This is a genomic window from Lutibacter sp., from assembly GCF_013139515.1.
GTDB lineage: Bacteria > Bacteroidota > Bacteroidia > Flavobacteriales > Flavobacteriaceae > Lutibacter.
Window position 1 is genome coordinate 41,836 of sequence record NZ_WTAR01000015.1, and the last position, 21,784, is coordinate 63,619.

Here is a 21,784-nt window from a genome sequence, read left to right on the forward strand (position 1 = left end):
CATTTTAATTATTATTTTGAAATAATATTATTGAGCTGAATCTTTTGGCGTTGTTGTAACAGCTGGTTGTGCTGGTACATCTTGAACTTCACGATTTTCAATAGTATTTTCTATTTCTGAACTTGTATTAATTGAATTTACTTTTGGAGCTACAAAATTTGATAATAAAATTAGCACCAATAAGATTATAGATAAAGTCCAAGTACTTTTGTCTAAAAAGTTGGTTGTATTTTGAACACCTCCTAATGCTTGAGTTCCTCCTCCTCCAAAAGAAGAAGATAATCCTCCACCTTTAGGATTTTGTACCATAATAATTAAAATTAGCAAAAATGCTACTATCATAATTAAAATTAAAAATAATGTATACGTTGTCATGACTTATTTCTTTGTAAAATTTTTATTGCTTTAATTCGGTCTGCAAAGAAACCACTTTTTTCTGGATATTTCAAACATAAAATACGATAAGCTTTTATCGCATTATCATACTTCTTTTGTTCTAAGTATACTTTAGCTAAAGTTTCAGTCATTAAGCTATCATTTTCCTTCGAACTTTCTGGAGAAATATCTCTAGTTACTATGTTTTTATCTACTGGTTTAATCTTAGGATTTGCTTCAATAAATTTATCAATAATACTAAAATTACCGTTCGTTTTTTCTTCTCTAACAATTGGTTTTTTTGAAATTAATTGCATCCATTCGTTAAAAGAGTGTGGCTCTACACTATTAAAAGTAATTGGTTTTCCAATTTCTAATATTTCTTTAGCGTTTTCTAGAGTTCCTTTTTCATCTTTAAAAATTTTAGGAGCTGAAGTTTTTGGAGGAATTGAATCAACAATTTTTTTGTGTAATTCTTTTACTGTTTCGGCTTCATTAATTTTAATATTTTCTAACACCTCAATTTCTGATTTTTTGTCATCAATAAAAATGGGTGATGTAATAAAATCAAAAAGTACTTTTCTATCTATTGTATAAGCGGCAGTTTTTTTTAATGTTGAATTGTATTTGTAACTATTAGTTTTCTGAAGACCATTCAATAAAATTGCTCTGGCAGATTGAAAATAAGGGAATTCAGAAATAATTTCTTCTAGTTGTTGTATATTTAAAGTACTTATGTTTTCAGGGTTTTGTAGTAAATATGTGTATTGTGAGCTATTCATATTTATTACCATTTTGCAACTGAAGCGTTAAAAACATCTTGTGTTATACGTTCTAAAATTTCTGTAAATGCGTCTTCTAAAATTCCGCCAGTTAATTGTGCATTCGCATCATAATCATAATAATGAGAAAATGTTCTTTCAAAATTATCGTCTTCTAGTTTATTGTTATAAAAACGTACGTTTACTGTAATTGTAAGTCTATTTTGGGCTGCAGTTTGTTGTGCAGTAGCCGTCATAGGATTAATTTTATATCCAGTAATTTCGCCTTCAAATTGTAAATCACCACCTGCTTTTACCAATGTTAAATTGGTTTGTGTTGTGAATAAATCTTGAAAATCTTGAGTAAATTTTTGACTTAAAGATGGTTCAACTAAAACAGCATTATTTGGAAAATAATCTATTTGTACTGTTTTTACATCAGGATGTAAGTTTGTGCCTGTAAACGAGTATATACCACAACTTTGTATTGTGAACATCAATATAAATAGAATTACGTAACTAAATTTTTTCATTAAAATATTTTAAACGTGTTTTAAACTCAAAATTAAGTTCAAAGTTAATTATTCTAAACTATAAATCGTATTGTTTTATTTTACGATATAAAGTTCTTTCAGAAATACCCAATTCTTTAGCTGCTAGTTTTCGCTTGCCACTATTTCTTTCTAGTGATTTTTTTATGAGCTCAATTTCTTTATCTTGAATAGATAAACTTTCATCAGCGTCAATGGTTTCTGCAAATTCAAAATTATCATCGTCATTATATTTTTCATTAATGCGAACAACTTCAACTTGGTTTTCATGTGGTAATTTAGAAGGTTCTTCTTTATAAATTTTTTTAATTAGATTTTTGTTTTCTTCTTGTACTTTATCAGTATCGCCACTTTGCATTAAATCAAGTGTTAATTTTTTTAAATCGTTGATGTCATTTCGCATATCGAACAAAATTTTATACATAATATCTCGTTCATTAGCAAAATTTCCATTAGCACTATTATTTTCTATAACAGAAGGCAAATTTGTGCCTTTATTGGGTAAGTATTGTAGTAGTTTTTCTGAAGAAATTTCTCTATTTTCTTCAACTACTGAAATTTGTTCGGCAATGTTACGAAGCTGTCTAATATTACCAGGAAAACCATAATTTTCTAACATTTTTATGGCATTATTTGAAAGCCTAACCGTTGGCATTTTATATTTTTGAGCAAAATCTGCAGCAAATTTTCTAAACAATAAATGAATGTCAGCCAAACGCTCACGTAACGGAGGTAGGTTTATTTCAATAGTACTTAGTCTGTAATACAAATCTTCTCTAAATTTTCCTTTTCCAATAGCCTCGTGCATATTTAAATTTGTAGCGGCGACTATACGAACATTGGTTTTTTGTACTTGTGAAGAACCTACTTTAATAAATTCTCCATTTTCTAAAACACGCAACAATCTAACTTGTGTTGTTAATGGTAATTCACCAACTTCATCTAAAAAAATAGTACCACCATCAGTTACTTCAAAATAACCTTTACGAGTTGCTGTAGCACCTGTAAAAGCGCCTTTTTCATGACCAAATAGTTCACTATCTATAGTTCCTTCAGGAATAGCACCACAGTTTACTGCAATATATTTAGCGTGTTTTCTATGTGATAAATTATGAATTATTTTTGGAATACTTTCTTTACCAACACCACTTTCACCAGTAACTAATACAGAAATATCTGTAGGCGAAACTCTAATTGCTTTTTCAAGCGATCGGTTTAAATGAATGTCGTTTCCAATAATTTCAAAACGCTGTTTTATTGCTTGTAGTGATTCCATATTTTAAATTCTTTTTCCAATAAGCGTTGCAGATGTGCAATCTTCAATATAAACGTTTACAAAATCTCCAATTTTTTCATCTCCTTTAGGAAAAACAGCAACGGCATTTTGTGAGTTTCTACCTTTCCAATGTACATCAGACTTTTTTGATGAACCTTCAATTAAAATTTCAACAGTTTTACCAACAAATTGTTCTAAATGATATAAACTATGTTTTTGTTGCACTAAAATTATTTCGGCTAAACGTCTTTTTTTAACTGCTAGCGGAATATCATCTTCCATATTTTTTGCTGCAGGTGTTCCAGGTCTTTCAGAATAGGCAAACATAAAACCAAAGTCATATTTAACATATTCTAACAAACTTAAAGTGTCCTGATGTTCCTCTTCGGTTTCACCACAAAAACCAGTCATCATATCTTGTGATAAAGCACATTCAGGAATTATTTTTTTAATATTATCTATTAATTCCATATACTCTTCACGTGAGTGCTGACGATTCATTCTTTTTAATACTGAAGTGCTTCCAGATTGAACTGGCAAGTGAACGTATTTACAAATATTTTTGTGCTTAGCCATTGCGTGTATAACATCTAAATTCATATCCTGAGGATTAGATGTAGAAAATCGAATTCTTATTTTTGGAAATGCTACAGCAACCATTTCTAGTAATTCAGCAAATCCAACAGCCGTTGTTTGTGCAATTTCTGAAGCATTTTTAAAATCTTTTTTTAAACCGCCACCATACCAAAGGTAACTATCAACATTTTGACCTAATAATGTTATTTCCTTATAATTTTGCTCGCTAAGTTGTTTAATTTCTTCTAAAATACTTTTTGGTTCTCGGCTTCGTTCTCTTCCGCGCGTAAATGGAACAACACAAAAAGTGCACATATTATCGCAACCTCTAGTAATAGATACAAAGGCTGAAACTCCATTGCTATTTAAACGAACAGGAGAAACATCGCCGTAGGTTTCTTCTTTAGATAAAATAACATTTATAGCATCTCGTCCAGCACTAACTTCTTCAAGTAGATTGGGTAAATCTCTGTATGCATCAGGGCCAACAACTAAATCAACTATTTTTTCTTCTTCTAAAAACTTCGCTTTTAAACGTTCAGCCATACAACCTAAAACCCCAACTTTCATTCTAGGATTTATTTTTTTAACGGCATTGTATTTTTCTAAACGTTTACGTACAGTTTGTTCTGCTTTTTCTCTAATTGAACACGTATTTACTAAAACCAAATCAGCTTCTTCAATTATGTGCGTTGTATTATATCCTTCTTTTGAAAGTATGGATGCTACAATTTCACTATCGTTTAAATTCATAGCGCAACCGTAACTTTCTATATATAATTTTTTGCTATTACCTTCCTTTTTCTCAGTTAACAAGGCCTGACCTTGATTCTTTTCTTCTATTACTTTTTCGCTACCCATATATCTTTTATTCGATTGCAAAGATATAACCAATTTTTTAAAAATATGACAGATTGGCAGAAATTAACAAGTGAAATTTTTGTTAAAAAAGATGATTTTAAAAGATAAAAATTTGAATTTAAAAAAAACTACATACTTTTGCAATCCAAAATCTTAATAAGAATCAAACTAATTTTGATGATGAAAATGATATATATTGAGATTTCAAAATAATAACTAAAAAGAAATATGGCTAAAAATTTAGTAATAGTAGAGTCCCCAGCAAAAGCAAAAACAATTGAAAAATTTTTAGGAAAAGATTTTCAAGTTGAATCTAGTTTTGGGCACATTGCAGATTTACCGTCAAAGGAAATTGGGATTGATGTTGAGGGTAATTTTATGCCAAAATATGTTGTTGCAACTGATAAAAAAGCAATAGTAAAAAAATTAAAAGATTTAGCAAAAAAAGCAGAGACTGTTTGGTTAGCATCGGATGAGGATCGTGAAGGAGAAGCTATTGCTTGGCATTTATTTGAGCAATTAAAATTAAAAGATATAGACACCAAACGTATTGTTTTTCACGAAATTACAAAGAAAGCAATTTTAAAAGCTGTTGAAAATCCAAGAAGTATAGATTACAATTTGGTAAATGCACAACAAGCAAGAAGAGTTTTAGATAGGTTAGTTGGTTATGAATTATCACCAGTGCTTTGGCGTAAAATTAAAGGTGGTTTATCAGCGGGTAGAGTTCAATCTGTAGCAGTTCGTTTAATTGTTGAAAGAGAACGAGAAATTAGTAGTTTTAAACCTGTTGCATCATATAAAGTAGTTGCTGAATTTTTAACTGAAGAAGGGAAGAAATTTAAAGCTTCCTTGCCAAAAAATTTCGAGACAAAAGAGGATGCAGAATCATTTTTAAACTCTTGTATTGCAGCCGACTTTAAAGTTGCAGATCTTCAGAAAAAACCAGCAAAAAAATCTCCGGCAGCACCATTTACAACATCAACTTTACAGCAAGAAGCTTCAAGAAAGCTATATTTTCCGGTTGCAAAAACTATGATGATTGCACAACGTTTGTATGAAGCAGGTTTAATAACCTATATGAGAACAGATAGTGTAAACCTTTCAGAAGATGCAAAAACAAATGCTCAAGAAGAAATAACAGCATCTTTTGGTGAAGCATATAGCAAGCCAAGAAATTTTAGTACAAAATCTAAAGGAGCTCAAGAAGCTCACGAAGCAATTAGACCTACAAATATGAGTACACAATCTGTTTCGGTAGATTATGATCAAGATAGATTGTACGATTTAATTTGGAAAAGAACAATAGCTTCTCAAATGAGTGATGCTCAGTTAGAACGTACCAATGTTAAAATTACAAATAATAATAACACCAAAGTTTTAACGGCAAATGGTGAAATGATAAAGTTTGATGGTTTCTTAAAAGTGTATTTAGAAGGAACTGATTTAGAAGATGAAGAACAAGAAGGAATGCTTCCTAATATGGTTACAGGTGAAACTTTAACTAATGAATATGTTACTGCAACAGAACGTTATACAAAAGCTCCATATCGTTACACAGAAGCATCTTTAGTAAAAAGATTAGAAGAGTTAGGTATTGGACGTCCATCAACATATGCACCAACAATTTCTACAATTCAACGTAGAGAATATGTTGAAAAAGGAACTATTGAAGGTGTTGATAGAAGTTACACTCAGCTAAAATTAGCAAGCCAAAAAGTAACTTTAAAAAGTTTATCAGAAAAAGTAGGCTCAGATAAAGGGAAGTTAACACCTACTGATATTGGAAATATTGTAAACGACTTTTTAGTAGAAAATTTCTCAAATATTTTAGACTTTGGTTTTACTGCAAAAGTAGAATCTGAATTTGATGAAATAGCTGAAGGTAAAGCAGATTGGATTGAGAGAATAAAAGAATTTTATAATAATTTTCATCCAATTGTTGAAGATGTTGCAGCAAACGCTGAGCGTGCAAAAGGAGAACGCTTATTAGGGATAGATCCTGAAAGTGGTAAAAATGTATATGCCCGTTTAGGAAGATTTGGAGCAATGGTTCAAATTGGAGAAGCCACTGATGAAGAAAAACCAAAATTTGCTAGCTTGCAAGGTACTCAAACTTTAACTTCAATTACCTATGAAGAGGCAATGGATTTATTTAAATTACCTAAAACAATTGGTGGTTATGAAGATGTTGAAGTAATAGTTGCAAACGGTCGTTTTGGTCCATATATTAAATACGATACCATGTTTATTTCAATTCCTAGAGATGAAAATCCAATGTCAATTGATATTAATAGAGCAATAGAATTAATTCAAGAAAAGCAGGCGGCTGATGCGCCTATTGCAGAGCACGATGGTTTACCTGTTCAAAAAGGAGTTGGACGTTTTGGACCATTTTTAAAGTGGAATGGAATATTTATTAATGTGAACAAAAAATATGATTTTGATAACTTGTCAAAAGAAAATATTGTTGAATTAATTGAAGATAAAAAGCGAAAAGAAATAGAAAAAGTACTTCATAATTGGGAAGAAGAAGGGATTAGAGTTGAAAAAGCACGTTGGGGTAGGTCAAATATTTTAAAAGGAAAATTAAAGATTGAATTGCCAAAAACTGTTGATGCTACAAAATTGACTTTAGAAGAGGTAAAAGATATTATTGAAAAAAAATCACCAAAAAAGAAAGCTGCTAAAAAAACAACAAAGCGCAAAACACCCAAAAAATAAAAAATTTAAGTATATTGCCATATAAATAGAAAAAGATAAGAACCCCTAATTAATGAATTTCGAATATCTTAATCCTGTTGATGATGCTTTAGTAGCTTATGCTAAAATGCAGCCTAATCAAACTTTTGGTCAATGTATCGAAATTTATACTACGCAACATGATTTTCCAGATTTAAGCAATAAAAAAATAGCAATAGTTGGTGTTGAAGAGGGGCGAGCTTCAGTTGGAAACAATGAAACAGGTGCTGATTTAGATCAAATTAGAAAAGAATTATACAAATTATATCTTGGTAATTGGCCAGTTAGTCTTGTTGATTTAGGGAATATTAAGCAAGGAAATACTATTGAAGATACTTATTTTGCTTTAGGGAATTTATTATCTGAACTCATAAAAAATAAAATTATACCTATTATTATTGGTGGAGGTCAAGATTTGACTTATGCAAATTATAGAGCATATGATACACTTGAACAAACAGTAAATATAGTAGCTGTTGATAATAAATTTGATTTAGGTTCCATTGATGATGAATTAACATCGCAATCCTTTTTAAGTAAAGTAGTGATGAATCAACCAAATAATTTATTTAACTATAGCAATATTGGTTATCAAACCTATTATAACTCCCAAGAAGAGATAGACTTGTTAGATAGTTTATTTTTTGATACATATAGGTTGGGAGAAGTTTCAAACTCATTACAACTTGTAGAACCTCTTATGAGAGATGCTGATATTGTAAGTGTAGATATATCAGCTATTAAAAATGCAGATGCTCCAGCAAATAGAAATGCAACACCTAACGGGTTTACAGGTGCTGAAATTTGTGCAATTTCTAGATATGCTGGAATTAGTGATAAAGTGACTTCGTTTGGAATTTATGAGTACAATGCACAGTTTGATTCAAAAACGCAAACAGCACAATTAATTTCACAAATGATATGGTATTTTATTGAAGGTGTTAATTATAGAGCAAAAGATTATCCGTTTGGATTAAAAGATAACTATCAAAAATATATTGTTCCAATAGAAGATCAAGTATTAAATTTTCATAAAAGTAATAAAAGTGGACGTTGGTGGATGGAAATTAATTTAAATGAAAATAATAAATTTAAGAGACATGCGTTAATACCATGTACTTATCAAGATTATATAAGTGCTACAAATCAGGAAATTCCTGATAGGTGGTTAAAAACACTAAAAAAATTAGTGTAAAAAAAGTGTATTTGTATATAATAAAATGCATTTTTTTTTGTTAAAGGGGAGGAAAGAAAATATTGTTTTTTAAAATAATTAGTAATAGGTTTGCCTAAATAGATGAAGAAAATTATTATGAAGAAAATATCATTGTATATTTTATTAGCTTTATTAGCATATAGTTGTGGTTCTAATGACCAAGGTGAGTTAGTAGGGAGAAGATCTCAAAGTGAATGGCATTCAAAACAGCCATTAGGTATGGTTTTAATACCAGGAGGTTCTTTCACTATGGGTAAAGAAGATGAAGATGTTGCAGGATCATTAACTACACCAACAAGAACAGTTACCGTTAGACCATATTATATGGATGAAACCGAAATTACAAACGCTGAATATAAAGAGTTTGTGTTTTGGGTAAGAGATTCACTTGTAAGAACCAAGTTAGCAATTTTATCAGAATTAATGTCTGATGAAACAAATATAATACTACCAGATTATCAATTTTCAACTCCAGATACATCTAGAATGACACCATATCAAAAGTATATGTTAAATAACTATGGTAGTTTAGGTGATGTAAACTCACCTTTGCAAGGAAGATCATTAAATTGGGAGGAAGATTTAATTTGGGATACAAGCGAATTTCCTGATGAGTACTACTCAGAAGTAATGGATACCATGTACTTACCAATTGAAAACAGTTTAGACGGTAAAAGAATTTTAGATACAAAAAAATTAAAATTCAAATATTCTTGGTTAGATAGAGAATTAGCAGCAAAAACAAACGGAAGCAGAAAAGATTTTATTAAAAGTGAAATAGTTGAAGTATATCCTGATACAACTGTTTGGGTTAAAGATTTTAATTATTCATATAACGACCCAATGCATCAAGATTATTTTCACCACCAAGCTTATGATGATTATCCAGTAGTTGGAGTAACTTGGAGTCAAGCAAAAGCATTTTGTAATTGGAGAACAAAAAAGAAAAACGATTTTTTACAATCAAAAAAGAACCCTAGTTCAGTACCCTATTTTAGATTGGCAACTGAAGCAGAATGGGAATATGCAGCTCGTGGAGGTCTTAATTTTGCAACGTATCCTTGGGGTGGCCCATACACAACTAGTGATAGAGGATGTTTTTTAGCAAATTTTAAACCTAGCAGAGGAGATTATGCCGTTGATGGAGCTTTGTATACTATGGAAGCTAAATCATACAATGCAAATGATTATGGATTGTACAATATGGCAGGAAACGTATCAGAATGGACAAATACAGCCTATAGTGAAGCATCATATTATATTGGATCTACAATGAACCCCAACGTAGAAATAAACAAAAATCATAGAAAAATAATTAGAGGAGGCTCTTGGAAAGATGTATCATACTTTTTACAAGTAAGCACACGTGATTATGAGTATTCAGATTCAGCGAGAAGCTATATTGGTTTCAGAACTGTTCAAGATTTTTTAGGAACCAATATTAATGGAAATTAAAAGAAACTAACCCTACTTAAAAATTATTATTATGGCAAAAAAGAATTCAGTAAAAAAAATGTTTAACATGGCTTATGGCCTAGGTGCATCAGTAGTTATTATTGGAGCTCTTTTTAAATTAACACATTTTCATATAGGTTTTTTAACAGGTAGTGTTATGTTAACAATAGGTTTAGTGACAGAGGCACTTATTTTTGCTATTTCTGCATTTGAACCAGTTGAAGAAGATTTAGATTGGTCTTTGGTATATCCTGAATTAATGGGAGGTAATTTGCGTGATAAAGATAGAGCTGAAGCAAGGGAAGCTCAAAGTTTACTTTCACAAAAATTAGACACTATGTTAAAAGATGCAAAATTAGATGCAGATTTAATGACTAGTTTAGGAGACAGTATTCTTAACTTTAAAGGTGCTGCTGAAAATATTGCTCCTGCAGTAGATTCAATTGCAGCAACAAATAGCTATACAGAACAGTTATCTAAAGCAGCTACTCAAATGGAATCTTTAAATAGTTTGTACCAAGTACAATTGGAAAATTCAACAAGACAAGCTGAAATTAATGATCAGGTTGCTGAAAATACTCAAAAACTACAAGAGCAAATGGAATCGCTTGCAACTAACCTTTCTTCATTAAATGGAGTTTATGGTGGTATGTTATCAGCAATGTCAAATAAAAACTAGTTAGTTAATTATTTAACTTTAATTATGAACCAAAAAACTAATTAGTATGGCCTCAGGTAAACTATCAGCAAGGCAGAAAATGATTAACTTGATGTATTTAATTTTTATTGCAATGTTAGCAATGAATATGTCTAAGGAAGTGCTTTCTGCGTTTGGATATATGAATGAAAAGTTAGTAGATAATAATGCTACTGCAACAGTTAAAAATGATGCTACACTTGCCAACCTAGCAACAAAAGCAACTGATCAAAAAGATAAATATGAATCGCGTTATTTAATAGCTAAAAAGGTTGATGAATTATCTAAAGAATTTAATGATTATTTAGAAACTAAAAAGACGTTTTTTCTTTCAGAAAAAGAAAACCCGAAGGAATATGAAGCAATGGATCAATCTCAATTGGTTGATCAAGATTTTTTCTTAGGTGATAAATATGCAAAAGGAGGACAAGAATTTTTAGATAGAATTATTGGGTATAGAACTGCAATATCAGATTTAATTGAAAAAAACGACACATTAGTCTCATTAGTACTTGTGCCTTCAATTAAAGCACGATTTGACACTTCAGACCAAAAAACACAAGATGGTATGCAACGATGGTTAAATAATAGATATGAAGGTTTTCCTTTAATTTCTACAATTACCAATTTAACTTCTATGCAAACCGATATTAAAACCACACAATCTGAAATATTTGGTAGTTTATTAGGCGGCCAATTAGAAAGTGATGCAGGTATTGGAGCAAACACATATAAGACAATTTTAATTCCAGACAAACCAGCTTTTTTTAGTGGTGAGAATTTTAAAGGAAAAATTGTTTTGGGACGTTATGATGCTTCTTTAAAACCAGACCAAGTAATAGTTAATAACAAAGAAATTAATACACTTGAAAATGGAGGTGCTGTATTAAATTTTCCAGCTGGTGCAGTTGGTGAACGTGAAGTAAAAGGGAAATTTGTTTTTATTCAAGATGGAAAACCTGTTGAGATTGAAATTGATAGTAAATATATAGTTATTGCCAAACCAAATAGTGCGGTTATTTCAGCTGATAAAATGAATGTTGTGTATAGAGGTGTACCAAACCCTATGACAATTTCAATTCCCGGAATACCTGATAATTTAGTTACTGCAACAGCCGTTGGTTTACAAAAAGTAAGTGGTGTAGGTAAATATATTATGACTCCAGGTTCAGGAAAAGAAGTAACCATTAAAGTTACTGGAAAAATGGCTAGTGGAGAATTGATTAGTACTTCTCAAAATTTTAGAATTAAAGGTATTCCTTCGCCAAGTGGAAGTATAAGAAAACAAACAGGCTATGTTAAAATGCCAAAGTCAAGTTTAGAAAAGTCAACGGTTAATGCAATATTACTTGATTTCGATTTTGATTTAGTATTAAAAACATCTGGGTTTACGTTGAAAGTGCCAGGTCAAGGAGCAGTTGTGGTTAGAGGTAATAAGATGAATGCTCAAGCTAAAAAAGCAATTGCAAAAGCTAAAAGAGGTGATGTTGTAACAATATTTGCTATAAAATCTGCGTTAGTTGGGAATACTACTTATAAAATTAAAGAAGCTTCAGCAGTTAGTATAGAAATACAATAAAATAAAATTTAAATGATGAATAAGAGAAATATTGGATTTTTTATTTTGGCATTTATGGCGTATAGTTTTACATACGCACAGTCAAACTTATTGAATGTAAAAAAACCTTCTAATATTGGTGAGAAAACAGCTGAACAATTAGCTATAGATAACGATGAACCATTAGAATACGGCTATATTGATGATAGAGATATTTTATGGTCTAAAGTTGTTTGGGAATATATAGATTTAAATGAGCGAATTAATTTACCAATGTATTACCCAGTTGATACTACAAATGTTTCTGGAAATAGACGTTCATTATTTGATACTTTGTTAAGGGGTATTAAAAGTGATATAATTACAGAAGTTTATGATGACTCTTATTTTACTGCTAAAATGACAAAAGCAGAAATAAATAGTAAACTTTATAGAATTGATACTACTGAAGCTGGTATTGACGAACTGAATGAGGGAAGTACGAATATTGAAGAATACATAGATAAAATTAACTTAACATCCCAAGATATTCAAGGGTTTAAAATTAAAGGTCTTTGGTATTTTGATAAACGTCAAGGTGAATTAAAATATCGTTTATTAGCTTTAGCTCCAGTTGCTCCTGATGTGCAAACTATGGGAAGAGAAGATATGGATATTTCTGAACAATTAGCGTTGTTTTGGGTTTGGTTTCCTGATGCTAGGCAAACACTTCATGAAATGAAAGTTTTTAACGATAAAAATGCGGCCTACCCAATATCTTTTGATCATCTTTTAAATGCAAGAAGATTTAATTCTATTATTTTTAGAGAAGAAAATATTTATGGAAATAGAGATGTTGCACATTATGTAAAAGGAAATGCATTATTTCAAGTTTTAGAATCTAATAAAATTAAAGATGAAATTAGAAATAAAGAATTAGATATGTGGAATTATTAAATTTTGCACATAAAATCAAAAACAAAAACTCTTGCTTATAGCAGGAGTTTTTGTTTTATACTTTAAATTTGTTGTATGCAGGTAGATTATTTAATTGTTGGTTTAGGGTTAGCTGGTCTAGCTTTTTCAAAGGAACTTGAAAAAAATAATAAATCATTCATAGTTTTTGAAGATCATTCTCAAAATTCATCAATTGTTGCTGGAGGAATGTACAATCCGGTAATTTTAAAGCGTTTTACACCTGTTTGGAACGCTATTGAACAATTAGAAATAGCATTGCCGTTTTATGCTGAATTAGAAAAACAATTCAATAAAAAGTACAATTACCCAATTGATATTTATAGAGTGTTTAAATCTGTTCAAGAGCAAAATAACTGGTTTATAGCGAGTGATAAACCATTATTAGCAAACTATATGATTCCTCAATTAATAAATAATAAATATGAAGGAGTTTTAGCCAATTTTGGTTTTGGAAAATTAACCAATACAGGTAGAATTGATACAAGAATTTTACTTGAAAATTATCGAAATTATTTAAATAATAAGGATTTAATTAAGAATGAAAGTTTTAATTATTCCCAATTATTAATCAATAAAAATGATGTTGAATATAAAAATGTAAAAGCTTCAAAAATTGTTTTTTGTGAAGGATTTGGATTGGTTAAAAATCCGTTTTTTAATTATTTGCCAATGCAAGAAGCAAAAGGCGAGTTAATAACAATACATGCGCCAAATTTAAATGTAGATTTTTTAATTAAAGCAGCAGTTTTTGTACTTCCGTTAGGTGATAATTATTATAAAGTAGGGGCTACTTTTAATTGGAAAGATAAAACAACACATCCTTCAGCAGAAGGAAGACAAGAATTAGAGTCTAAATTAGAATCATTTATAACTGTTCCTTATAAAATTGTGGAACAAACAGCTGGAATTAGACCTACTGTAAAGGATAGAAGACCACTTGTGGGTAAACATCCAACACATACAAATTTAGCTGTTTTAAATGGTTTAGGAACTCGTGGTGTTATGATTGCTCCAATCGCAGCAAAAGTACTTTACAATAATTTAGAAAATGATAAAGCTTTAGATAAAGAAATTTCTATTGCTCGTTTTAAGTAGTTTCTTTTGAATTAGTAGTATAAGAAACAAATATATTGATCCAAGTAATACGAGATAAGCGTATTGAAATTGGAGCAGTTAAAATTAAAACAGCAACAATAGGAATAAAGCTTTCTAATAAGCTTAATTTAAATACCAAGGCTGAAATAATAAATGTGACAATTGAAAACCCAACGGTAAGTGTGTAGTTTACGTACATAGAACCATAAAAAAATGAAGGCTCCATCATATACTTAAAACCGCATTTAGGGCAGTTATCATGCATTTTAAATGCTTTATGGAGTTTAAAAATATTCTTTTCAACCATAAAATCACCTTCATGACATTTTGGGCATTTATTAAATAAAATGCTATATAGTTTTGATCCTTTTTTTATAATTTTCATTAAATTTAATTCGAAGACTCTTTTTTATTAAAATAAAAAACTTTAATTCAGTTGCAAACTTATTTATAGTAAGTTTGCAAAGTTTATATAAAAACACTCAAATTTACATTAAATTATAAAATATAAATGCTTAACGTACATAATTTAACGGTTTCTTTTGCCGGTTCCGATTTATTTTCAGGAATTACTTTTAAACTAAATAAAGGAGATAGAATTGGTTTAATTGGAAAAAATGGAGCAGGAAAATCTACATTACTTAAAGTACTTTCAAAAGATATTGAAAGCACGAGTGGAACCATGGCTTTTGATAAGGACGTGCGTATTGGTTTTTTGCGTCAGGATATAGATTTTGTAGAAGGAAGAACAATTTTAGAAGAAGCTTACCAAGCTTTTGAAGAAATTAAAGAGATTGAAGTCAAACTAGATAAAATAAATCAAGAATTAGCTGATAGAACAGATTATGAAAGTGAATACTATCATGATTTAATGGTTGATTTAAATGATCTAACGCATAGATATGAATTACTTGGCGGTTATAATTATCAAGGAAATACGGAAAAAATATTACAAGGTTTAGGTTTTCAAAGAGAAGATTTTGATAAACTAACGGATACTTTTTCTGGAGGATGGAGAATGCGTATTGAATTGGCAAAGTTACTATTACAAAATAATGATATTTTATTATTAGATGAGCCAACAAACCATTTAGATATTGAATCTATTATTTGGTTAGAAAACTTTTTAAAAATGTATGCAGGTGCCATTGTTTTAGTATCGCATGATAAAATGTTTTTGGATAATGTAACCAATAGAACTATTGAAATTTCTTTGGGTAAAATTTATGATTATAAAAAACCATATTCTCAATTTTTATTATTGAGAGGCGAGATAAAGGAAAAGCAATTACAAGCACAAAAAAATCAGGAAAAAGAAATTAAAGCAACCCAACTTTTAATAGATAAATTTAGAGCAAAGGCAAATAAAGCGACCATGGCTCAATCTTTAATTAAAAAATTAGATAAAGTACAGCGTATAGAGGTTGATGATGATGATAATGCAGTGATGAATATTCGGTTCCAAATTTCAAAAGAACCTGGAAAAGTAGTTGTAGAAGCTGAAAATCTTTCTAAGAGTTATGGAAAGAAAGATGTGTTGGAAAATGTTGATTTATTGATTGAAAGAAATAGTAAAATAGCTTTTGTAGGGCAAAACGGACAAGGAAAATCTACCTTGGCAAAAATTTTAGTAGGAGAAATTCCTCATGGTGGTCATCTAAAATTGGGACACAATGTTCAAATCGGTTATTTTGCTCAAAATCAATCGGAATATTTAGAGCCTGAACAAACGGTGTTGGAAATTATGGAAAATGCCGCCACAGACGGGAATAGAGCTAGAGTTAGAGATATGTTAGGTTCATTTTTGTTTGGTGGAGATGCAGTAGATAAAAAAGCTAAAATGTTATCTGGTGGTGAAAGAAATAGATTGGCTTTATGTAAATTGTTGTTGTCTCCGTTTAATATTTTAATCATGGATGAACCAACAAACCACTTAGATATTGCATCAAAAAATGTTTTAAAACAAGCGCTTAATAAATTTGATGGTACACTTATTCTGGTTTCGCATGATAGAGATTTCTTACAAGGTTTAGCAACTACCGTATATGGTTTTAAAGATAAAGTGATTAAAGAATATTTAGGAGATATCGACTTTTTCTTGGAACAACATCAACTTGAAAATTTACGAGAGGCAGAAAAGAGAACTGTAATAGCAAAAAAGCCAGAAGCTTCTAATAAAAAAGAATATAAATTATCACGACAAGGAGAAAAAGAACTTAAAAAATTAAAGAATCAATTATCTAAAATTGAAACTCAAATTGATACGTTGGAAAATGAAATTTCAGAAATGGATGTGGATTTAACTGAAAACTTTGAGCTAACGTCTACAAAACCCAATTTTTTTGAAAACTACAAAGCAAAAAAACTGAAAGTGGAAAAATTGATGGAGGAATGGGCTGAAATTGAAGAAAAAGCTGAGAATTGTTCTTAACAACTAAAAATAGCAGGATTCAACAAGTTCACTTTTCTGAAATAAAAGATAAAAGTGTTTCACTTTTTATAAAGAGAGAAGATGAATTGCATCCTTTTATTTCAGGTAATAAATACCGTAAATTAAAATATAATTTAGAAGAAGCTTCTAAACAAAACGAGCATACATTGTTGACTTTTGGAGGTGCTTATTCTAATCATATTGCTGCTACTGCAGCAGCAGGTTTTGAGCATAATTTTAAAACCATTGGAGTTATTAGAGGTGATGAACTAGCAGCTAATTTAGTGGAAGTTATTAAAACAAATCCAACATTAAAGTTTGCATCAGAACATGATATGAAATTTCATTTTGTTTCACGAAGTGAGTATAGAATAAAAACTTCATCTGAATTTATAACTAAATTAAAAGAAAAATTTGGAGAGTTTTATTTAGTGCCTGAAGGAGGAACTAATACTTTTGCAGTAAAAGGTTGCGAAGAAATTTTGGTAGAAGAAGATAAGCAATACAATGTTATTTGTTGCGCAATTGGTACTGGAGGTACAATTTCAGGAATTATAAATTCATCTAAAAACCATCAAAAAGTCATTGGGTTTCCTGCGTTAAAAGGTGATTTTCTTCAAGATGAAATAAAAAAACATGTACTAAAGAATACTAATTGGAGTTTAAATACCAATTATCATTTTGGCGGTTATGCTAAAATTTCAGAAGAATTAATTACTTTTATCAATAACTTTAAAAGAGAAACGAATATACCTTTAGATCCAGTTTATACGGGGAAAATGTTGTTTGGTATTGTAGATTTAATAAAAAAAGATACTTTTAAAAAAGGAACTAAAATTTTAGCAATTCATACAGGTGGTTTACAAGGAATTGATGGAATGAATTTAGTGTTAAGTAAGAAAAATTTACCTCAAATAAAATAACTTATGAAGTTAAAATATATTCTAATAGTAGTAGTAATAATTGGTTTATTTGGGAGTTGTAAATCTAAGAAGACAGCCGTTAAAAAAGTGACTAAAAAGGAAGTTGTTGTAATAAAATCAAAGAAACAAACTACTAAAACTACTAATTCGCCTATTACCAATCGGACAATTAATTATATTAATACCTACAAAAAAACAGCGATGGAATCTATGCGTAAGTATAAAATTCCGGCAAGTATTACTTTAGCGCAAGGTATTTTAGAATCTTCAAGTGGAAATAGTGAATTAACTAGGAAATCGAATAATCATTTTGGAATAAAATGTCATAAAGGTTGGAAAGGTAAACGTGTTTATCATGATGATGATAAAAAAGATGATTGTTTTAGAGTGTATAAAGATCCTGCAAATTCATTTAAAGACCATTCGTTATTTTTAACTGGGCGAACTCGTTATGCAAAATTATTTAAATTTAAAAAAGGTGATTATGTTAAGTGGGCAAAAGGTTTAAGTGAAGCTGGTTATGCAACTGATAGAAGATATCCAGCAAAATTAATTGCTTTGATTGAAAAATATAATTTACATAAATATGATACCGAGGTTTTGGGTAAATCTTTCAAAAAGAAAACAACAAACCCTGTAACAAATCATATAGTTTTAAAAGGAGATACGTTGTATTCTATTTCAAAAAAATATGGTTTAACTGTTGAAGAATTGAAACGCTTTAATGGCTTAAACTCTAATGAAATTAATATTGGGCAAACACTAAGTTTAATTAAATAATATACTCAAGGTGAAAATTTTATATAATTATATTGAAGAGCATAAGTTGTTTATAATTAAATGGACTGGGGATTGGAATTTTGAATCGTATAAAAAATCTATGAAGAATTTTATTGAGATTACTTCAAAAGTACCTGTTGATAGCGTAATTCAAGATATTACAGAATTAAATTTTGATATTAATTTTAAAGAAATTGATGAACTTATTAAACTTCGAAGCAATATAATTAAATCAACTTACCGTACGGTACACATTACAAAAAGACCACAAGATGTTGTTTTTGCTGAACTTTATTCTGAAGAGTTAGATAATAGAGATTATCTTTACTGCCGTACAATTAAGAAAGCAATTGAAATTTTAACCCTTTCATTATCTGAAAAAGAATTGACACTACTATTTTCTAAGCTAAATAAAGATTTAATTAATAGATAAAAAAACGCTGCATAAAGCAGCGTTCTTAACTAACAATTAATCAAATCAAACTAACTTCTATTTATTTGAGAATTTCTAGGTTTCCCATCCTGTTTATTTCCTTTTTTTTGATTGTTTCCTTTTCCTTTCGCCATTCTTTTTTTACCGTCTCTCATTTTTACTTTTTGATGGTTTTCCCATTTTTCAAACTGCTCTTTGTTAAGAATGCTTTTTATAGCCGTTTTAGCTTCTATTTGAGTGTCTAAACGATTATTCTGAATTTCAAAACGTTGCTCATTTGTTAACTGAACACCTTTTTCTTTATTTAGTTTAAACATTTCAGTAGTTGCTAAACGTTTTTCAGCTTGTTTTAGCTTAAGATTGTAGATTGCTTTTTTTTGATTATTATCTAAATCAAAGTGAAGCGTCATTCTTTTTGTTTGTAAAGTTGCCATTTGCTCAGCATTAAAATTGGCTCTTTTTTTTGTGTTGCTTTTCTTTCCTTGTGCATTTATAGTGGTTGAAACTAAAAATACAATTACTAATATTCCAACTAATTTTCTCATAATCCTAACTGTTTATTTTTGTTATACTTCTTTGACCTTCAAAAAATAGAAAGGTTTAAATTGTTAACACTCATTAACACTAGTGTTTAGAATTTTAACGCCATGCTAATTGCTTTATTTAGCGTATTTTTGCAACATATGATAATGAATAAACTTTCAGATTGGTTACCTACTACTAATAAAGAGGTTAAACTTAGAGGCTGGTCAGCATTAGATGTGATTCTTTTTAGTGGAGATGCTTATGTAGATCATCCTGCGTTTGGACCTGCTGTTATTGGTAGAATTCTTGAAAGTTATGGTTTAAGAGTGGCAATTGTACCGCAACCTAGCGTGAATGATAATTTGCAAGATTTCACCAAATTAGGAACACCAAAATTATTTTTTGGAGTTACTGGTGGTTGTATGGATCCAATGGTAAGTAATTATACTGCAAGTAAAAAAAGGCGAGATAAAGATGCGTATACACCAAACGGAGATAAAGGTTTTAGACCAGATTATGCCACATCAGTTTATTCAACTATTTTAAAAGAAAAATTCCCAGATGTTCCTGTATTAATTGGAGGAATTGAAGCTTCATTGCGTAGAGTTACTCATTATGATTATTGGAGTGATACTTTAAAACCTACCATTTTAGAAGATTCAAAAGCTGATTTGTTGGTGTACGGAATGGGTGAACAACCTTTGCGTGAAATTGTTACTTTGTTACAAAAAGGAGTACCTTTTTCAAGTATTAAAACCGTAAATCAAACTGCCTTTTTATTGAAGAATGATGAGCAACTTCCAAAAAATAAAAATTGGGAAGATGTTACCATAAATTCGCACGAAGTTTGTTTGAAGGATAAAAAGAAGTTTGCGTCTAACTTTAAAACGATAGAGCAGGAGTCCAATAAATTATATGCAAATCGAATTTTTCAGAAAATAAACACATCTACGTTGGTTATAAACCCACCGTATCATACCATGACGGAAAAAGAGATTGATGCCTCTTTCGATTTACCTTTTACACGATTACCACACCCAAAATATAATAAGCGAGGGCCAATTCCAGCGTTTGAAATGATTAAGTTTTCAATTAATATTCATCGCGGTTGTTTTGGAGGTTGTAGTTTTTGTACAATTTCAGCACATCAAGGAAAATTTATAGCGAGTAGAAGTCAGGATTCTATTTTAAAAGAAGTAGATAAAGTAGTAAAAATGCCCGATTTTAAAGGGTATTTATCTGACATTGGAGGACCTTCAGCAAATATGTATAAAATGAAAGGTAAAGTACAGGGAATCTGTGATAAATGCGTTTCACCATCTTGTATATCGCCTGTAATTTGTCATAATTTAGATACATCTCATAAACCTTTAACCGATTTATATAAAGCAGTTGATAAGCATCCAAAAATAAAAAAATCTTTTATTGGAAGTGGAATCCGGCATGATTTATTAGTCCCAGAATTTAACAAACTAGCCGATCCAAAAGAGTTAGATGCTTACACGGAAGAAGTGATGACAAATCACGTTTCTGGACGATTAAAAGTTGCTCCTGAGCATACTTCAGATAATGTGTTAAAGCTTATGAGAAAACCTTCTTTTTCTTATTTCCATAAATTTAAAGAACGTTTTGATAAGATTAATTTCAAGAAAAAATTAAATCTTCAATTAATACCCTATTTTATTTCTAGTCACCCAGCATGTGAGTTGGAAGATATGGCAAATTTGGCTGCCGAGACTAAAGATATGGGTTTTCAGTTAGAGCAAGTGCAAGGGTTTACGCCAACACCTATGACGGTTGCTACGGTTATTTATTATAGCGGTTACCATCCATATACGTTAAAGCCAATGAAATCTTCTAAAACCAAAAATGAAAGAGATCAACAGCATCGTTTTTTCTTTTGGTATAAAAGAGAAAATCAGCAGTGGATTAAAAATATTTTAACGAAAGTAGGTAGAGATGATTTATTACAAAAGTTAGTGCCTTCATCTAATTCTTGGAAAAAAAATAAAGGAGTTAAAACAAAAGATACTTTTAATGATGCAGTTTCTTTTACTTCAAGAAAAAAAAAGAAATTTACTTCAAAAAAGAAACGGAAATAATTCGACAACATTAATTTATCGCTATTAAATTATGTCTTAAATTTGATGAGAAGTTTAAAATTCATCAGCATGAAGAAGCTAAGTCTATTTTTTTTATTGCTTTCAACATTAGTAGTTGCTCAAAACAAGGTTAAAGTTGATTTAAGCAATCCGAATGCAGCAATTTACACGCATTTATTTTTTTTACAACCAGATTCTTATGAACCTGAAAAAGCAGCAGCAACTATTTATGGTTTTGAAGAAGAAGAGGCACAAGATATTGCTGTTAAGTTAAAAAAAATATTGGATGGTAAAGGCTTAAAAGTTGACTTTAGCAAAGTGCCAGTTGATAGTATGTATACTGATACTACTGGATATGATATTGGGTATAGATATGTATTGTTTCCACACCAATTTCCAGAAATATTTATTGAAAAGGTGGAAGGAAATTGGTATTATTCTTCTGAAACAGTATTAAAAGTAAATGAACT

General features: G+C 30.0%; 19 protein-coding genes and 1 pseudogene. 13 read left to right on the forward strand and 7 right to left on the reverse strand.

The features are described from left to right. Window positions 1-27: 27 nt before the first annotated feature. Genes secG through miaB form a run of 5 tightly spaced genes read right to left on the reverse strand, consistent with a single transcriptional unit; the run spans window position 28 to window position 4,400 of the window. On the reverse strand, window positions 28-375 hold the full coding sequence (gene secG / locus GQ540_RS01795; RefSeq protein WP_291796433.1) for a preprotein translocase subunit SecG: 348 nt from the start codon (window positions 373-375) through the stop codon (window positions 28-30). Beyond that, complete coding sequence (locus GQ540_RS01800; protein ID WP_291796436.1) at window positions 372-1,157, reverse strand: tetratricopeptide repeat protein; 786 nt, start codon at window positions 1,155-1,157, stop codon at window positions 372-374. Before GQ540_RS01800 ends, secG begins: the two co-directional genes overlap by 4 nt. Window positions 1,158-1,162: 5 nt before the next feature. Beyond that, window positions 1,163-1,669, reverse strand: coding sequence for an LptE family protein (locus GQ540_RS01805; protein WP_291796439.1), 507 nt, complete (start codon window positions 1,667-1,669; stop codon window positions 1,163-1,165). Window positions 1,670-1,727: 58 nt separating this feature from the next. Continuing rightward, on the reverse strand, window positions 1,728-2,963 hold the full coding sequence (locus GQ540_RS01810; protein WP_291796442.1) for a sigma 54-interacting transcriptional regulator: 1,236 nt from the start codon (window positions 2,961-2,963) through the stop codon (window positions 1,728-1,730). Window positions 2,964-2,966: 3 nt separating this feature from the next. Further along, the gene (miaB, locus tag GQ540_RS01815; RefSeq protein ID WP_291796445.1) at window positions 2,967-4,400 is read right to left on the reverse strand and encodes a tRNA (N6-isopentenyl adenosine(37)-C2)-methylthiotransferase MiaB; all 1,434 of its coding nucleotides are present in this window, start codon (window positions 4,398-4,400) and stop codon (window positions 2,967-2,969) included. A 228-nt stretch (window positions 4,401-4,628) separates the two neighbouring features. Here miaB and topA point away from each other — a divergent pair, with 228 nt between their 5' ends. The 7 genes from topA to GQ540_RS01850 all read left to right on the forward strand — a co-directional run bounded on the left by topA (window position 4,629) and on the right by GQ540_RS01850 (window position 14,120). Continuing rightward, window positions 4,629-7,124: a type I DNA topoisomerase gene (topA, locus tag GQ540_RS01820; RefSeq protein ID WP_291796447.1), complete on the forward strand. Its 2,496-nt coding sequence runs from the start codon at window positions 4,629-4,631 to the stop codon at window positions 7,122-7,124. Window positions 7,125-7,176: 52 nt separating this feature from the next. Next, window positions 7,177-8,337, forward strand: coding sequence for a formimidoylglutamase (locus GQ540_RS01825; protein ID WP_291796461.1), 1,161 nt, complete (start codon window positions 7,177-7,179; stop codon window positions 8,335-8,337). Between the two features lie 117 nt (window positions 8,338-8,454). After that, window positions 8,455-9,813 carry a gliding motility lipoprotein GldK gene (gldK, locus tag GQ540_RS01830; protein WP_291796464.1) on the forward strand — a complete coding sequence of 453 codons (1,359 nt, stop codon included), beginning with the start codon at window positions 8,455-8,457 and terminating at the stop codon, window positions 9,811-9,813. A gap of 31 nt (window positions 9,814-9,844) precedes the next feature. Next, window positions 9,845-10,492, forward strand: a complete 648-nt coding sequence (gene gldL / locus GQ540_RS01835; protein ID WP_291796467.1) for a gliding motility protein GldL — start codon at window positions 9,845-9,847, stop codon at window positions 10,490-10,492. A 46-nt stretch (window positions 10,493-10,538) separates the two neighbouring features. Beyond that, window positions 10,539-12,089, forward strand: coding sequence for a gliding motility protein GldM (gene gldM / locus GQ540_RS01840; RefSeq protein WP_291796470.1), 1,551 nt, complete (start codon window positions 10,539-10,541; stop codon window positions 12,087-12,089). Window positions 12,090-12,104: 15 nt separating this feature from the next. Further along, a complete protein-coding gene (gene gldN, locus GQ540_RS01845) occupies window positions 12,105-13,004 on the forward strand; it encodes a gliding motility protein GldN (protein WP_291796491.1) in 900 nt (299 codons plus the stop codon). Window positions 13,005-13,079: 75 nt separating this feature from the next. After that, window positions 13,080-14,120, forward strand: a complete 1,041-nt coding sequence (locus GQ540_RS01850) for an FAD-binding oxidoreductase (protein ID WP_291796473.1) — start codon at window positions 13,080-13,082, stop codon at window positions 14,118-14,120. Here the strand turns inward: GQ540_RS01850 and GQ540_RS01855 are convergent. After that, a complete protein-coding gene (locus tag GQ540_RS01855; protein ID WP_367205882.1) occupies window positions 14,113-14,505 on the reverse strand; it encodes a DUF983 domain-containing protein in 393 nt (130 codons plus the stop codon). The genes GQ540_RS01850 and GQ540_RS01855 overlap by 8 nt on opposite strands. 126 nt (window positions 14,506-14,631) lie before the next feature. Between GQ540_RS01855 and GQ540_RS01860 the strand changes: the two genes are divergently transcribed. The 4 genes from GQ540_RS01860 to GQ540_RS01875 are packed head-to-tail and all read left to right on the forward strand — an operon-like array spanning window position 14,632 to window position 18,687. Beyond that, window positions 14,632-16,551, forward strand: coding sequence for an ABC-F family ATP-binding cassette domain-containing protein (locus tag GQ540_RS01860; RefSeq protein WP_291796476.1), 1,920 nt, complete (start codon window positions 14,632-14,634; stop codon window positions 16,549-16,551). 17 nt (window positions 16,552-16,568) lie between these two features. Next, complete coding sequence (locus GQ540_RS01865; RefSeq protein ID WP_291796496.1) at window positions 16,569-17,474, forward strand: 1-aminocyclopropane-1-carboxylate deaminase/D-cysteine desulfhydrase; 906 nt, start codon at window positions 16,569-16,571, stop codon at window positions 17,472-17,474. Between the two features lie 3 nt (window positions 17,475-17,477). Then, a complete protein-coding gene (locus GQ540_RS01870) occupies window positions 17,478-18,254 on the forward strand; it encodes a glucosaminidase domain-containing protein (RefSeq protein ID WP_291796479.1) in 777 nt (258 codons plus the stop codon). Window positions 18,255-18,264: 10 nt separating this feature from the next. After that, window positions 18,265-18,687, forward strand: a complete 423-nt coding sequence (locus GQ540_RS01875; protein ID WP_291796482.1) for a hypothetical protein — start codon at window positions 18,265-18,267, stop codon at window positions 18,685-18,687. A 50-nt stretch (window positions 18,688-18,737) separates the two neighbouring features. Here the strand turns inward: GQ540_RS01875 and GQ540_RS01880 are convergent, their stop codons facing one another. Beyond that, window positions 18,738-19,232 carry a hypothetical protein gene (locus tag GQ540_RS01880; RefSeq protein WP_291796485.1) on the reverse strand — a complete coding sequence of 165 codons (495 nt, stop codon included), beginning with the start codon at window positions 19,230-19,232 and terminating at the stop codon, window positions 18,738-18,740. Between the two features lie 138 nt (window positions 19,233-19,370). Here GQ540_RS01880 and GQ540_RS01885 point away from each other — a divergent pair, with 138 nt between their 5' ends. Beyond that, window positions 19,371-21,314 (forward strand): YgiQ family radical SAM protein, encoded by a 1,944-nt coding sequence (locus GQ540_RS01885; protein ID WP_291796488.1) that lies wholly within the window; start codon window positions 19,371-19,373, stop codon window positions 21,312-21,314. A 69-nt stretch (window positions 21,315-21,383) separates the two neighbouring features. Then, window positions 21,384-21,784 (forward strand): annotated as a pseudogene (locus GQ540_RS01890) (mechanosensitive ion channel family protein); the annotation flags it as partial.

Coding starts and splice junctions, on each gene's coding strand:
- GQ540_RS01810 (WP_291796442.1), bottom strand. CDS start 2,963: ATGGAATCACTACAAGCAATAAAACAGCGTTTTGAAATTATTGGAAAC.
- gldL (WP_291796467.1), top strand. CDS start 9,845: ATGGCAAAAAAGAATTCAGTAAAAAAAATGTTTAACATGGCTTATGGC.
- GQ540_RS01825 (WP_291796461.1), top strand. CDS start 7,177: ATGAATTTCGAATATCTTAATCCTGTTGATGATGCTTTAGTAGCTTAT.
- gldM (WP_291796470.1), top strand. CDS start 10,539: ATGGCCTCAGGTAAACTATCAGCAAGGCAGAAAATGATTAACTTGATG.
- GQ540_RS01850 (WP_291796473.1), top strand. CDS start 13,080: ATGCAGGTAGATTATTTAATTGTTGGTTTAGGGTTAGCTGGTCTAGCT.
- gldN (WP_291796491.1), top strand. CDS start 12,105: ATGAATAAGAGAAATATTGGATTTTTTATTTTGGCATTTATGGCGTAT.
- topA (WP_291796447.1), top strand. CDS start 4,629: ATGGCTAAAAATTTAGTAATAGTAGAGTCCCCAGCAAAAGCAAAAACA.
- GQ540_RS01880 (WP_291796485.1), bottom strand. CDS start 19,232: ATGAGAAAATTAGTTGGAATATTAGTAATTGTATTTTTAGTTTCAACC.
- GQ540_RS01870 (WP_291796479.1), top strand. CDS start 17,478: ATGAAGTTAAAATATATTCTAATAGTAGTAGTAATAATTGGTTTATTT.
- GQ540_RS01885 (WP_291796488.1), top strand. CDS start 19,371: ATGATAATGAATAAACTTTCAGATTGGTTACCTACTACTAATAAAGAG.
- GQ540_RS01800 (WP_291796436.1), bottom strand. CDS start 1,157: ATGAATAGCTCACAATACACATATTTACTACAAAACCCTGAAAACATA.
- miaB (WP_291796445.1), bottom strand. CDS start 4,400: ATGGGTAGCGAAAAAGTAATAGAAGAAAAGAATCAAGGTCAGGCCTTG.
- GQ540_RS01860 (WP_291796476.1), top strand. CDS start 14,632: ATGCTTAACGTACATAATTTAACGGTTTCTTTTGCCGGTTCCGATTTA.
- gldK (WP_291796464.1), top strand. CDS start 8,455: ATGAAGAAAATATCATTGTATATTTTATTAGCTTTATTAGCATATAGT.
- GQ540_RS01855 (WP_367205882.1), bottom strand. CDS start 14,505: ATGAAAATTATAAAAAAAGGATCAAAACTATATAGCATTTTATTTAAT.
- secG (WP_291796433.1), bottom strand. CDS start 375: ATGACAACGTATACATTATTTTTAATTTTAATTATGATAGTAGCATTT.
- GQ540_RS01805 (WP_291796439.1), bottom strand. CDS start 1,669: ATGAAAAAATTTAGTTACGTAATTCTATTTATATTGATGTTCACAATA.